Genomic DNA, 13,982 nt, shown 5'->3' on the forward strand with positions numbered 1-13,982 from the left:
GCACTTGTTGCTTTTAGTCGGCAATCAAGTGCTTTAAGTTCATCTGCTTATTAAGTAGGATCATTTGAGGGGATTTTCAATTAACTTTACAATATCTTTAAAACTTAGGAATTCATTAGTTTCATGTTTATTCCATTTATTTATATTCTTAGCTCACTAATAGCTATCTCGCCTAGTTATTGTTCTTATATTCAAAAGAATTATCTCTCTTCTTTGCACAAATATAAGTATTGGCCAAACTCAGGGAATGTATCCCAATTTCTAGATACATCATCTTTTGTCTCTCGCTCTTCTACTTCTCCAGTTTTAGAATCTTTTTGCTCCATAGCAATATGACCATTTTCTTGATACCCCAAAATCATACTTTTTAACTGTGTATCCCCGTCATATTCCCAATACATTATTGTCCTTAGGAATAGTCTATTATCTTCTTTAACAATAAAATCGTAGTGTAAATATTTACGAAGAAAATCATCCAAAAAACTTACCGATACCCATTTCTCAGTGACATTTACTAAATACTTTGGCTGCTCTCCATCACTAAGAACAGCAGTATAAGAATGACGATTTTCATGAAGTGTCTTGGCTGCATTCTCATCAATAATATTCCAAGGCTTCTTTTTTATATTAGACCACTTATCACAATAATAAATTTCCATTAATTATACACCTTCCCATTAATATCACGAATAATAATCCCTTTCTCATTCGCCTCTTCAATAATTTTTTGTGGAACTGGCTTTGTTTGTACAGGGATTTCCAAAATTAACTCTCCATCTAGTCGACCACCTTTTAAAGCATTAGGATTAAATTTACCTGAAGAAATTTCTGAACCGGAAGAATACTTTTTAGTAAACTCACTTAGATAACTTAATGCCGTCTTTTCTTTTACTTCAGCCAATTGGGTAAATTTCCTCGAGACAATTTCTTCACCCGGAATATAAGAATCTACAACATATTTCTTCCCATTGATTTCCTTTGCCTCTAACTCTACTTCATTATAAGGATATCGAGGACGATTTTCCTTATTAAATCTATTCCCTGCTTCCCATTGCTTTTTCACAAAGTCCGGTATTGATTTCTTTTTAGATAGTGTTTCACCCGTACCCTTACCACCATCTTTAGACTTCGCAAACTTATAATAAGCTTCTATTAATTCGCCTTGAGGTATTTTGGTTACGATAGTTCCACCAACACTAGAGAGTGCATAGGAAGCCTCTCTCTTAAATGATTGTAACATTTCAAGCGTAGGCTTCAATTCTTTTGCTAGTTTTACCGCATTAGCAAATGTACTTACTCCACTTGATGCTTTTGCTCCTTTTGTGATATGGCCTACTTTATTTAGTGCCCTATCGCCTAATATTGTGGTAGCTATTTGTGTTAATCCATAGGTAGTCAATTCTGTACGACTCTCTGCATCTCCCTCTATCATATCTCGTTTTATTTTATTTGAAAATGCATGCCACATATTTTTTGCAGTTTCATCCAAATGAAAAAGTGCATAGGTTACATTAATAAAAGTTCCTATGTCCATATTACTTAAAGCTATTGCGGACTCGATTTCATCACCAATAGCTTTCCCCGATCCTCTTTGAATAGCTTCCCACATCTTTTTCGCTGTTTCAAACGTGCCAACTATACTGTCTGTCGCATCGTCCCAAGCATTTCTAACCGGAGATTTCTTCTCAATTATGTTATTTGTTTCTATATCTTTAATTGACTGATCATTTTTCCGAGCTATTTCTTCTATAATCCCCTGAATCGAACTCACCCAATCCATATTCAATCCTTGTATACTAAACGTCCCACTCACAGGGCTAAATCCTTTCCCACTTTGCACTTCAGCGAGTCCGGCTGTGATGCTAGCTGCTAATTGGAGAGCGGTGCTGTAGTTGTTGCTGGATGAATGATTGAATTCATATAAATGCTCTAGTTTTTCTTCCAGTTTTTTTCTCATTGCACCTAATACCGTTACAATTGCACCTACTCCGGGCATTGGTGTAAGTACTTCTATTGCTTCTATACTTGTAATCGATTGATTAATTCCCCTTATTTGTTCTCTTATTTCTTGTTCAATCACATCTGTCGAAGCAACTTTCGCTTGGAACTCATTTGGAAATGCTTCGTTTTGGCGAATTAATTCTTCACATAAGCATATAATTCCTTGCGCTAATGGCCGAAATGTTTGGACAAGGTAGGATTTTGCACTACTGTATGTTTGTCCTTGTAATACTGTGTCTATCGCAAAGGCATCAATAGATTGAATGACTTGTTCCATACTTTGAATCGTAGCATTACATATAGCGTTCATACTTTGAGTTTGACTTTGTACTTCTCCCAAATACATGTTTAAACTCATGTATTGGCCTCCCTTTGTAGTTGCTGCTGTTCATAGGAAAGGTCGTTTTCTTTCTCACTGAGATGCCGTTTTTCTTTAAGCAACGTCTCTTTTTCATTTTCTAATTCGAATGTAAGTTTTCTTTCATACTGTCCGATTTCTTGCCGCATATTCGTAAAAAGGTGAAACACTTCTTTGTCGCCGTGCCAAGTTTCTAGTATTCGGTTAAATAAACGATTACTTCTATTTTTCCATTCATGAAAACTAGCCTCAGCTCGTTCTTGATTTTGCAGCGCGATTCGGTTTTCATTTTGTTCTTCAAATATAATTCGTAATTTTTGATTACATTGATTGATTCTCGTTTCAATTCCTTGACTCATCTTTTCCCCCTACCTTTTCCCCTTTACGTAGGTTGTTACATTATTGAAAAGTCTTTTGAAGTCCTGTATCCATTTTCTCAAATTCATTTGCTACGGAATGGATATTATCAATTGTTTGTTGAAAAGCAGTACAAAATTGTTTCGTGATCTGTAAATTTTGTTGATTTGCTTCTTGTGCCTTGAAGTTCGCAGATAGTGTAGTACGCGTTGCCTTATTTATAGAGCGACTAGTAGCACTTTTCATTCTATCTGAAGCATTTCTCATTTTCGTTGCAAGTTGCGTTGCCGTATGCAAATTACTTTGAAATTCTCCCATTACTTGCTCCTCTCTACCTTTTATTTACAAGAAAATTATACCACGGAAAAATATCCCAATAAACCGAATGTTCGAATTTAACATACAATTCAGCACTGTTACTGAGGATACGAGCAACGCTTATCTATCAACATAACTGAGTCCAAAATGGATTCTACTTATACAAAAAAGATGACTTCAGCCATATGATATGATCCCCTTATAGTAGACAGTTGAAAGAAAGTTACTTTACTGTTTATTATGGAGGGGATTTTTTATGGGGAAAATTAGAAGAACTTTTTCAATTGATTTTAAAATGAAAGCTATTGAATTGTACTCACATAGAGGAATTGGAAGCAAATTAATTGGAAAGGAATTGGGAGTTATATATTCAGTTATAGATAGATGGATTAAAAAATATGAAAATGAGGGGATTCTGGGCCTACAAGAAAAACGCGGAAGATCTAAACAAACAAATGAAGTCAGTCAAGATGCTAGAATACAACGATTAGAAGCGGAAAACGCATACTTAAAAAAGCTATTAGCTACGAAAAAGGAGATGAGGTCAACAAAAGTAAATCAGTAGAATACGAAGTCATTCATACCTTAAAACAGAACTTTTCAATTGTATTGCTTTGTGAAATTGCAGGTGTTTCAAGAAGTGGATATTATAAGTGGGAAAAAAGAATCAACGATCCCTCTGAAAAGATGAAAGAGGATCAATTTATCATGTCTAAAATAGTAGAATGCGAACGAGATCCAGATATAAATGGAAGCTATGGTTACCGAAGAATTTGTATATGGCTCAAAAAGTATTATGGTTTACAGATAAATCACAAAAGAGTATATCGTTTAATGAGGAAAATGGGGATACAAGCTAAGATTCGAAAGAAAAAGTGGAGGCATTTTGGTTTAAAAGAACAATGCGTCGTGTCGGAAAATCTGTTAAACAGAGAGTTTTCAACTACAAGACCAAATGAAAAATGGGTTACAGATATAACCTATCTTACCTTTAACAATAAGCGCATATATCTTTCCGTGATACTAGACCTTTACAATAACGAAGTTGTGGCCTACCAAATGAGCGAATACAACAATTTAAAATTAGTTACAGACACAGTCAATAAAGCCTTAAGAAAAAGAAAAGTCCACGAAACAGTATTACATAGCGACCGAGGTTATCAGTATACGTCAAAAAAATATAACCAATTACTTAAAAAGCACAAAATAACTGTGAGTATGTCTAGGAAGGGAAATTGTTACGATAATGCATGTATAGAGAGTTTTTTTAGTCATTTTAAGGCAGAATGCTTTTATAGACATACGTTTCATGAAAAAGCAGAAGTTTTTAAGGCTACTAAAAGATATATGGGCTATTACAATAACAAAAGATTTCAAAAAAGATTAAACAACCTTAGTCCTATTGAATTTGGAACTAAGGCTGCTTAATGAAAAGACACCTAATCTATTACTGTCTACTTGACAGGGGTAAGACCAATATGCTAAAGTCATCTTTTTCTACCTTATTATTTTACTAACTCTCCATTATAAGCTTTTATATCAAGAGGAGCAGTTAAAAATTGTGCTGCTTTACTAACGAAAGATGTGAAGTGTTCACTCGTATTATGGCTCGCAACTGCTGCTTCATCTTTCCATACTTCTACCATCGTATAAACACTTTCTTTTTCTGTATCTTTATATAAGTCATAAGATACATTGCCACTTTCTTCTCTTGAACCATGAATGAGTGGCTGAATTTCTTCTAAAAATGCTTGTTGTTTTGCTGGGTCTACTTGAAATATTGCGTGAATAATAATCATGGTGCTTCCCCTCTCATCTTTCACTTATTGAAGTTCTTTTATAAAATTATTTCCACTCTGCAACTTTTTCAATTGGAAGACGTACTGATTGGTAACCACTGTCTGCAGCTTTCCCGATTGAAATTAACATAACTGGTACGTAGCTTTCTTTATCTAGTCCAAATGCTTCTGCGATTTGATCTTTCTCAAATCCACCAATTGGACAAGTGTCATAACCGTGCGCACGAGCTGCTAGCATAAATTGCATTGCTACAAGACCACCGTCAATTAATACCGTATCTTTCATTACTTCTGGTGTAACCATAGAGAAGTAAGCTGAAAGTTTTTTCATTTGATCTTCTTTTACTTCTGCTGGCATAAGTCCACGCTCTACTGCTGTACCGTAAATTTCTTCTGCGTTATCAAAGTTGTTTAAATCACCAAATAAAGCAATCATTGCTGAAGACGTTTCTACTTGAGATTGATTGAATTTCGCAAGTGGCGCAAGTGTTGCTTTCGCTTCGTCACTTTCAATCACTACGAATCTCCATGGTTGCATGTTTACTGAAGATGGTGCAAGTGTTGCTTCTGTAAGAATTTCTGTCATTTCTTCTTTGCTAATTTTCACTGAAGGGTCGTACTTACGAATTGAACGACGTCCTGTTAAAATTTCGTTAAAATCATTTGTTTTTACTGAGTTAGTCATAGTTGTATTCTCCCTTTTTTATAATTCTTTTATATTTTCTTGAATGTGATTTAACATATTTAAAAGATTATCGCGTTCTTCCTCACTTAATCCTTTAAATGCAGATGCGGCAAAACGTTCTTTTTCCTCTTGAAACGCCTGAATTTTATTTCGTCCCTCTTCAGTAAGAGAAACTAACGTAATTCTGTTATCATCTGGATTTTTACGTCTTACAATCATTTCATTGGCCTCAAGCTGCTTTAAATGCCTTGTTATCGCAGCATTATCAATATTCACTTCTTGCTGAAGTGCTTTTTGACTAATTTCACCTACTTCAAATAATTGAAGTATAAGCTCTAATCGAGACTGGCTCATACCCGTACACCCTTCAAATTTCGAACTTACTTCTTTATTTAGAAAGTGTAATTTATATAAAATAATCGCTTCTTTTGAGCATGAACTTGTCAAATTAACCCTCCTTTACAATCAAAATAAAAACATTTGATGTATCAATAGTTGATATGTCAATTAATATAATCTATATCGATTTAGAATGCAAGCATTTTGTTTTCATTTTATTTTTTCCAAATTAAGGCGCTTTGTAGCGTTACAAATAATGTTAATTGCACTATAATAATACTAATTTAAAGAACTGGAGAGTGATTGATAATGCGGCAATATACAAATAGAAATGAGGAATTGAAAATGGAAAATGAAATGAGGATATTCACAAATGACAACAATAAATATAGGGATTGTCGCGCACGTAGACGCTGGCAAGACGAGTTTGACTGAGCGTATTCTTTATGAAACGAATGTGATTAAAGAAATTGGCCGAGTAGATAGTGGTAATACACAAACTGACTCAATGGAATTAGAAAGACAACGCGGAATTACGATTAAAGCATCTGTCGTTTCTTTCTTTATTGATGCTGTAAAAGTAAATGTCATTGATACACCTGGACACGCTGATTTTATCGCTGAAGTGGAGCGATCATTCCGCGTTCTAGACGGTGCGATTTTAGTTATCTCTGCCGTTGAAGGTGTGCAAGCACAAACAAAAATTTTAATGCGAACATTACAGAAACTAAACATACCGACTATTTTATTCGTTAATAAAATTGATCGTAGTGGCGCAAACAATGAAAAAGTTATGAAACAAATAAAAGAGGTTCTTTCAAATGAAGCATTCCCCTTCTATTCTGTTCTAAACGAAGGAACGAAAGAAGCCCGGATCATTGAATACAAATCATATGACGATTGTATGGAACTGTTAGCACCATTTAATGAATCGTTACTTGAATCATATGTAAATAACGAAATAATACCGGACGCACTATTAAGAGAAAAACTAGAACAGCAAATACAGCAAGCAAATGTGTATCCAATCTTTTTCGGTTCAGCAATGACAGGTATAGGAGTAACTGAACTACTTGAAAAACTACCGGCCCTAATGCCAGCTCTTACATCGGCACAAGAGGAACTATTATCCGGTATTGTTTTTAAAATTGAACGTGAACCTTCTGGAGAAAAGGTTGCGTATATAAGAGTTTTTTCAGGTAGCTTACATGTTAGAAAATATGTTAATATACAGCGCAGTAAGTCTCTATTCCATAAAGAAAAGATAAAAAAAATGTGCCTATTTCATAATGGAGATACCGTTCAAACTTCTACCGTTCCTAGCGGTGAGTTTTGTAAAGTGTGGGGGCTGAATGATATTAAAATTGGTGATATTATCGGTGAACGTACAGATTATATAAAAGATATTCACTTTGCCGAACCACAAATGGAAGCTGCCATTGATGCGGTACCTAAAGAGCAAATTCATAATTTATACGCTGTTCTTATGGAACTATGTGAAGAAGATCCGCTCATTAAAGTTTGGAAAGACGATGTTCATAATGAACTATATATTCGCCTTTTCGGTGAGGTACAAAAAGAAGTAATTGAAACAACACTTTATGAGAAATATAATTTGCAGGTTAATTTTTCAAATACGCGAGTTGTATGTATCGAGAAACCAATTGGCGTAGGCAATTCTGTTGAAGTAATGGGTGAAAAAGAGAATCCATTTTACGCAACAATCGGATTCAAAGTTGAACGTGGTGAACTTAATTGCGGTATAACATATAAATTAGGTGTTGAGCTCGGCTCACTACCTTTAGCATTTCATAAAGCGATTGAAGATACGGTATTTCAAACGTTAAAACAAGGATTATATGGGTGGGAAGTTACAGATATTATCGTCACGTTAACACATACTGGTTATGCTAGTCCTGTTACAACAGCGAGTGACTTTAGAAACTTAACACCGCTCGTTTTAATGGATGCTTTAAAACAAGCTGCAACATATGTATATGAACCAGTTAATGCGTTTGAATTAACTGTACCGGAGCAAGCAATTAGTACCGCAATGTATAAGCTCGCTGCCGTTCCAGCAACTTTTGCAGAGCCTATATTAAGTAATAACTCTTACCAGTTAACAGGATCATTACCTGTTGCGAAAACAGAGAGTTTCAAACGAATACTACATTCATTTACAGAAGGAGAAGGCATATTTACAACGAAGCCAGCTGGTTTCACAAAACTTATGGCTCCCTTCCCTACTCGAAAACGTGTTGATTATAATCCGCTGAATCGTAAGGATTATTTACTTCATGTTTTGAAGGCTTATTAAAGTAAAAGAGGTGCAATTCGCACCTCTTTTGCATGTATTAATAGGTTAGTTTGTCCTAACAACTTCTTTAAGTTTTCCTATTATTTTCGCTATAGCCTCAATTGAACTTTCTGTTTCATATTCTCCAACATTTACAGAATGATTTGCATTTTTGACAACTTCAATCTGTAAATTTGTTTTATGTAACTGATCAACTTGATCTGCATTGTATTGATGATCTTTATCCCCAATAACTAAAAATCCTTCGTGATTACTATGCAAGATAGAATCAAAAATCGTATCAAACGTCAGTAACGGTGTCAGTAATATCATTTTCGACTGTAAAAACTCTTCTCTCTTCATTAAATCATTCGCAATTGGAATTGTTCCGAGTGACTTCCCTAAAAATACAGTATCGTTGTATTGCTCAGCTTTTAATACTTCCTTCATTACAGGATTCATATCATCCATCATTATTTTTGTTACTTCTTCCATTGGTTTATTCATTACTTGTTCGTCGTAAGAATAATGAATATGTACAACATCAATTTTATGTTCAAGCATAAGCATCGTCGCGTAATAAAATAACGGCTTATCATAATTGTATCCTGAACCTGAAAACATAAAGCAAACCGTACTAGAACCTTTTTCGATATGTGTGTAATAAATTACTTTGTCATTTATATGTATCTCTTTTTTAATCCCCTTCATCCTTTTCTCCTCCGAATACATTTAATCTTGTAAAATGATATGTTCTGTATGAACTGCTATATTCTTTACTTTCTCTTTTATAAATGCAGGCTGTAAATTATATGCATGTAACTCTTCTACCGGCACCCACTTAAACAAATATGTTCTATCCTCTTCTTCCAAAATATATTGATCCGCTCCATTTGCAGGTAATTCATGTAGCTCTACTTCATAATAAAAACTAATCTCATGAAACTTTTGCTCAGAAAGTGTAAAGAAATTTTCTACTGACCATATTAATCTCTTCCCTTTAATAGGAGCAGCTAGTTCTTCTGCAAGTTCCCGTTGTAACGCATCCTCACTGTTTTCTAACATTTTCACTCTTCCGCCCGGTACGTACCAAAAATCTTCACCGTCACCTTGCAGAATAAGTATTTTATTATCCTGTTTACAAATTGCTCCAACGCGGTAATTAAAACATGTTTCCTCAACTTTAAACGTAAGATCCATCCGTAACGCCCCCTTATATAAATATCGAATTATTACAAAACAATTATGTAATTACTGTACAAATAAGGTTACAAAATTTATCCACTCCATTCAACGGTTTTTGAATTTTCTAAACTATTATTTTTCATCATTACAAGTGTATATACATATGTTACAATCATATTGCACACTAGAAAACATTATGGGGGTACGGATGGAAACGTTATTAATCCAGCAAACTGAGAAATCAAATAAGTTTTGGAAAATCGTTGTGAAAGAAAAAGACTATGTTGTGTTTTACGGAAAAATTGGCACAGCTGGCAGTGTGAAAGCGAAAGAGTTTGAAACAGAAGAAGAATGTATGAATGAAGCTAATAAACTAGTTGCTTCCAAACGTAAAAAAGGATATACAGACCCGTTGCCTGGGGAAGATTACATAAAAGAAAAAACGATAACCGAAGAAGAATTTTGGGAGCTACTTCATCGTGCAAAAACGAAAGGTGAGGACCAAGAAGAACAAATAGAATGGCTTACTTCTCACCTTGCTAAACGTACAGTACATGAAATTGTAGCTTTTGATACGCTTATGCATCGCCTTTTGAAAGACTCCTATACCTCCCGTTTATGGGCAGCAACCTATATTATTATGGGTGGCTGTTCAGATGATACTTTCGATTACTTCCGCGGATGGTTATTATATCAAGGAAAAGAGACATACGAAGCTTGTATTGAAGATCCAGAACGATTAATTCCTGTATTAGAAAATTTGAGTGAGTATGACGTCCCAGAAATAGAAGAACTTTCTTTATATTTCGGTTTCACTGTATATGCAGAAAAAACTGGTGACGAAGATGATACTTACTTTACACTTTACCATGTCTTATCTAATGAAGAATTCGACGATGTAGATTTTGAATTTGACTGGAATGAAGACGATGAAGAAGGTTTAAAAAAGATGTTTCCTAGGCTATGGGAGATGTATGGGGAAGAACCGATTGAGTGGTAGATTAATTATTCGTAAAAAAGTGCCTTGTTTCTTTAGTAACAAGGCACTTTTTTTGATACTATATTTAAATTATCATCTTTCCACTCTCCCACCACTCCATAAAAGTCTTTAAAGAAGGAGCAACCCACGTTCTACTATCATTTTCATGGTTCCATACATATATATCATCTCTTTGTACTTTTCCATTCAAAATAGAATAGCCAAACAAATCACCATTTCCCCCATCAGCAAAAAATAATAAACAGTCAAAAGGCATGTATAAATCCTTAAAATCAACTATATTTCTCATACTCATATTTTCAGTTTTAATTTTTGAAGCAGACCATATAAAGTCACCGTATTCACCTTCTATACCGTTTGTTTCCTGTAATAATTGATATAAATCATTCGGTAACTCCACATGTAAACATTTTTGTATATCAGTAAGTTCATCCTTCGTAGCTGGGTTTTTCAAGCTTAAATTTGATGAGATACTGTGAATGGTGTCTTTCCACATCACCTTTTCCTCCTTATGTGCAATCAAGCATATTCAAAGAACTCCGCTAAATTTATTGATACCATCTTTCTAACAATTCCTTCTCCCTCTCGCCTGAAATACCTGCTTTTAATTCCCATTCTTCCGTACTCTCCATCCACTCATACACATCTGTAACTGTCTCTTCTATTCTTCTAAAAGTAAGCCCTTCATTAACCGCACTTTTAATACTAATAGAAAATCCACCTCTCCACGGCTTCTTTTCCCCTTCTAATGGAAAAGTTTCCGGAAGCCATAATGGCATTTCTGTCCAAGGCTGCACATTATGTTCACTCATAAACGATTCGTCTACCCAAACAAATTCAGCATCACTATTCGTAACCTTTTTACACGTATTTAATAGCTCTTCCATCGTCAATTCATCATTCGGACCTGTTATATTGAATGTACCTGCTTTATTATTTTCTGCCATGTTGAGTCCAAATCTCGCTACATCTTTTATATCAACTATCTGCACTGGACGATTTTTTCTTCCTGGAACTAACACGTTACCTCTTTTTGCTACACGCTGAATCCAGTATGGAAGTCGATCTGTATAATCAAACATTCCTGAAAGAAGTCCTGCTCTTACATGTAACACACGCCCCGGCCAATACTTCTCTGTTTCTTTTTCACATAATACTTTCAGTGCACCATAATACTCATAAGGTGAAACTTCACCATTCTCTACAGCCTTTATTTGATCATCCGTCGGTTCGGGCTGTAATATATAATCTTCTTTTATGTCATGCGGAATCCAATCTTTATATACGGAAAGGCTTGAGATGAATACATAGTGTTCAATATTATCTTTGAGCACTTCTCCAACATTCCTAATATGATGTGGAGAAAATCCACACGTGTCTATGACAACATCCCACTTTCGATTTTTTAAACTTGATACATCGTTATTTCTGTCACCGATAAGCTGCTCCACTTCAGGAAAGATTTCTTTGTTTGTTCCGCGGTTAAATGATGTAACTTCATACCCTCTGTTCAAAGCCTCTTCTACAAATGCTCTTCCTAAAAATCGTGTACCGCCTAGAATTAATATCTTCATAGTTCTCCCCCATTCTTGATTAATAACCCTTCCTAATGTTTAACGATTTTTTATTGAGGAAAGTTACGGGGCTCGTTTAAATTTTTCTACAAGTTCACCATTACTCTTTTAAAAGTATATACTCTTTGATTAATCTCCATCTATCCTTTGCTTCTGGCACAACTTCAGAAGCCATCACCACCACCAATTCCTTCTCTGGAATACAACAAATCATATTCCCCCCATCACCCATTGCACAGTATGAAAAGATTCCATCTTCTTCTCGTAACCACCATAAGTAACCATATTGATTTGGGTTCATTTCTGTCGATTCTTTTATCCATGATTTTGATAGTATTTGTTTTCCATTATGAATACCTTCATTCAAATACATCTGTGCAAACTTCGCCATATCTCTAACCGTTAACGTTAGTCCCCAGCCACCCGTCGAAATACCATTTGGATCGTGAACCCATCCTTTCACATCTTTTCCGAATAAGTCATCAAATCCAAATGCTTTCATATTGTAGTTTGGAATTTCTCTCATGCCGAGTGGCTGAAATAAGTATTCATTCGCAAATTCACGCGCATTTTTTCCTGTTGCGTTCGTTATGATCGCTGATAGTATATGAGCTCCTTCAGATGAATATTTAAAAGCCCCAATTTCTCCGCCTTGTCCTATCCTATTTAACGTATACTGTACCCAATCTCGTTGCATACATAGTTCTTCTAACGGCTCCTGCCAGTCTACGAAAGGATGTGGAGCTGTCATTGTCAACAGATGTCGTACTGTTATTTCAGATGAATTAACGTTATATTCCGGGAAAAATTCTATTACTCTTTGATCAACGCTTTTTATATAGCCCTTATCTATACATATCCCAATTAGCGCAGAGATTATCGTTTTTGTGACTGACGCTATGTGAAATGCATCATCTGGACCGTAACCGTTATAATATTTTCCAAAAATAACATTACCTTTCTGCACTACTAACATACCATTCATATTTTCATATTCTTCTTTTATAATCTGATCTAACTTTTCAGCAATTTTCATTATTCCTTCCCCTTTAACCTATAATTAAAAAGGTTCGATAGGTACATATATATCAACTATATGTTTATGCTTTGGATGCTGCTTTGGGTCATTTCTATATACTTCAAAAGGATACGAATCTCTCGGTTTATATCCGCTATTTGGAAGCCACTCACCGTATATAAAGTCCCATGCTCCTTTATATTCATCTTGGCATATTTCAAAATGTCCTACTGCATACTTTCCAGAAGGTATTACCATTATTCCAACGTCGTTCGTTTCTACTGTGGATTCATCTGAAATTGTTACACATAAACTTGTTCTTAAATGATAGTCCTCAGTAAATTCATGATGATCGTGGTAAATGGTTAATACTTTCGTATCCTCAAATACATGATAGTTTTGCTTAGCTGCGTAATGAAATAATTTCTCTATCATTTTCGGAAAAGCTATAGTTAACTCTTCATATGTACCGATATGTCTTATGTATGCGACGTTTATATTGTCTGCTGTTACAATTTCAACATTTCCTCGAACCTTCTTACATTCATTGTATTGAGAAGTTCTTCTTACGTCTTTGCAATTCTTGCTATTGTCGTTTCGATATTGAGATGGACTTACGCCGTAATAATTTTTAAATGTTCGGGAGAAAACTGCTGAATCTGTGAATCCGAAGTGATACGCAATATCTGTAATCGTCATATCTGTCCGATATGTAAGTAGATGTGTTGCCCTTTCTAACTTCAATCGGTTTACATACCGTGATAATGACTCGTTTACTATCCCCTTAAAAATCCGATGAAAATGAAACTTTGAAAATCCTGCTACATCCGCTAACTCTTCAATTGAAAGTGAATCATTTATGTTTGATTCTATATAATCTTGCACTTTATAAATGCGTCGTAAGTATTCATTTCTACTTTGTTTACTCTCCATACTTTTAGCTCCTCACAACAAAAAGAACCATCCTAGAATACTTTTAGGACGGCTTTCTATTCGTAATAGATTCTTCCATATTTTATTGTTAAATCGATATAATTTCACTATATTTTTTA

At 34.8% G+C, this 13,982-nt stretch carries 17 protein-coding genes; 4 read left to right on the forward strand and 13 right to left on the reverse strand.

All coding sequences use genetic code 11. The features are described 5' to 3' along the window. Window positions 1–200: 200 nt before the first annotated feature. From V7S45_RS14850 to V7S45_RS14865, 4 genes are read right to left on the reverse strand one after another with little or no spacing between them, the layout of a single operon-like run. On the reverse strand, window positions 201–659 hold the full coding sequence (locus tag V7S45_RS14850) for a hypothetical protein (protein ID WP_000409336.1): 459 nt from the start codon (window positions 657–659) through the stop codon (window positions 201–203). Then, on the reverse strand, window positions 659–2,359 hold the full coding sequence (locus tag V7S45_RS14855) for a T7SS effector LXG polymorphic toxin (protein WP_000056121.1): 1,701 nt from the start codon (window positions 2,357–2,359) through the stop codon (window positions 659–661). Before V7S45_RS14855 ends, V7S45_RS14850 begins: the two co-directional genes overlap by 1 nt. Next, the gene (locus V7S45_RS14860) at window positions 2,356–2,718 is read right to left on the reverse strand and encodes a DUF3958 family protein (RefSeq protein ID WP_000077520.1); all 363 of its coding nucleotides are present in this window, start codon (window positions 2,716–2,718) and stop codon (window positions 2,356–2,358) included. The genes V7S45_RS14855 and V7S45_RS14860 overlap by 4 nt, the downstream gene beginning before the upstream one ends. A gap of 40 nt (window positions 2,719–2,758) precedes the next feature. Further along, entirely contained in the window at window positions 2,759–3,034 is a 276-nt protein-coding gene (locus V7S45_RS14865; RefSeq protein ID WP_000503633.1) for a TIGR04197 family type VII secretion effector, read from the reverse strand. A gap of 256 nt (window positions 3,035–3,290) precedes the next feature. Between V7S45_RS14865 and V7S45_RS14870 the strand changes: the two genes are divergently transcribed. Both V7S45_RS14870 and V7S45_RS14875 read left to right on the forward strand, forming a co-directional pair. Then, window positions 3,291–3,599, forward strand: coding sequence for a transposase (locus V7S45_RS14870; RefSeq protein ID WP_342761419.1), 309 nt, complete (start codon window positions 3,291–3,293; stop codon window positions 3,597–3,599). Next, window positions 3,554–4,462 (forward strand): IS3 family transposase, encoded by a 909-nt coding sequence (locus V7S45_RS14875; protein ID WP_231130557.1) that lies wholly within the window; start codon window positions 3,554–3,556, stop codon window positions 4,460–4,462. The genes V7S45_RS14870 and V7S45_RS14875 overlap by 46 nt, the downstream gene beginning before the upstream one ends. A gap of 77 nt (window positions 4,463–4,539) precedes the next feature. On the opposite strand, the gene V7S45_RS14880 is transcribed toward V7S45_RS14875, so the two are convergent. Genes V7S45_RS14880 through V7S45_RS14890 form a run of 3 tightly spaced genes read right to left on the reverse strand, consistent with a single transcriptional unit; the run spans window position 4,540 to window position 5,965 of the window. Beyond that, window positions 4,540–4,833 (reverse strand): putative quinol monooxygenase, encoded by a 294-nt coding sequence (locus V7S45_RS14880; protein WP_000583804.1) that lies wholly within the window; start codon window positions 4,831–4,833, stop codon window positions 4,540–4,542. A 46-nt stretch (window positions 4,834–4,879) separates the two neighbouring features. Then, complete coding sequence (locus V7S45_RS14885) at window positions 4,880–5,518, reverse strand: nitroreductase family protein (protein ID WP_000185393.1); 639 nt, start codon at window positions 5,516–5,518, stop codon at window positions 4,880–4,882. A gap of 18 nt (window positions 5,519–5,536) precedes the next feature. Next, complete coding sequence (locus V7S45_RS14890) at window positions 5,537–5,965, reverse strand: MarR family transcriptional regulator (RefSeq protein WP_000204162.1); 429 nt, start codon at window positions 5,963–5,965, stop codon at window positions 5,537–5,539. A 265-nt stretch (window positions 5,966–6,230) separates the two neighbouring features. Between V7S45_RS14890 and V7S45_RS14895 the strand changes: the two genes are divergently transcribed. Then, window positions 6,231–8,174: a TetM/TetW/TetO/TetS family tetracycline resistance ribosomal protection protein gene (locus V7S45_RS14895; protein WP_000207793.1), complete on the forward strand. Its 1,944-nt coding sequence runs from the start codon at window positions 6,231–6,233 to the stop codon at window positions 8,172–8,174. A gap of 45 nt (window positions 8,175–8,219) precedes the next feature. On the opposite strand, the gene V7S45_RS14900 is transcribed toward V7S45_RS14895, so the two are convergent. After that, window positions 8,220–8,864 (reverse strand): alpha/beta family hydrolase, encoded by a 645-nt coding sequence (locus V7S45_RS14900; RefSeq protein WP_000676202.1) that lies wholly within the window; start codon window positions 8,862–8,864, stop codon window positions 8,220–8,222. Window positions 8,865–8,885: 21 nt separating this feature from the next. Beyond that, window positions 8,886–9,353: an NUDIX hydrolase gene (locus tag V7S45_RS14905; RefSeq protein ID WP_000366244.1), complete on the reverse strand. Its 468-nt coding sequence runs from the start codon at window positions 9,351–9,353 to the stop codon at window positions 8,886–8,888. 193 nt (window positions 9,354–9,546) lie between these two features. Here V7S45_RS14905 and V7S45_RS14910 point away from each other — a divergent pair, with 193 nt between their 5' ends. Then, window positions 9,547–10,338, forward strand: a complete 792-nt coding sequence (locus tag V7S45_RS14910; RefSeq protein ID WP_000449129.1) for a DUF4240 domain-containing protein — start codon at window positions 9,547–9,549, stop codon at window positions 10,336–10,338. Between the two features lie 64 nt (window positions 10,339–10,402). Here the strand turns inward: V7S45_RS14910 and V7S45_RS14915 are convergent, their stop codons facing one another. From V7S45_RS14915 to V7S45_RS14930, 4 genes are all read right to left on the reverse strand, one after another. Beyond that, a complete protein-coding gene (locus V7S45_RS14915; RefSeq protein ID WP_000265342.1) occupies window positions 10,403–10,834 on the reverse strand; it encodes an SMI1/KNR4 family protein in 432 nt (143 codons plus the stop codon). Between the two features lie 52 nt (window positions 10,835–10,886). Next, window positions 10,887–11,912 carry an SDR family oxidoreductase gene (locus V7S45_RS14920; RefSeq protein ID WP_000697724.1) on the reverse strand — a complete coding sequence of 342 codons (1,026 nt, stop codon included), beginning with the start codon at window positions 11,910–11,912 and terminating at the stop codon, window positions 10,887–10,889. Window positions 11,913–12,012: 100 nt separating this feature from the next. Further along, entirely contained in the window at window positions 12,013–12,948 is a 936-nt protein-coding gene (locus V7S45_RS14925) for a serine hydrolase (protein ID WP_342761420.1), read from the reverse strand. A gap of 24 nt (window positions 12,949–12,972) precedes the next feature. Beyond that, the gene (locus V7S45_RS14930) at window positions 12,973–13,863 is read right to left on the reverse strand and encodes a GyrI-like domain-containing protein (protein WP_025687520.1); all 891 of its coding nucleotides are present in this window, start codon (window positions 13,861–13,863) and stop codon (window positions 12,973–12,975) included. Window positions 13,864–13,982 lie beyond the last annotated feature (119 nt).

It is taken from the genome of Bacillus sp. BR3(2024) (assembly GCF_039134555.1).
GTDB lineage: Bacteria > Bacillota > Bacilli > Bacillales > Bacillaceae_G > Bacillus_A > Bacillus_A cereus.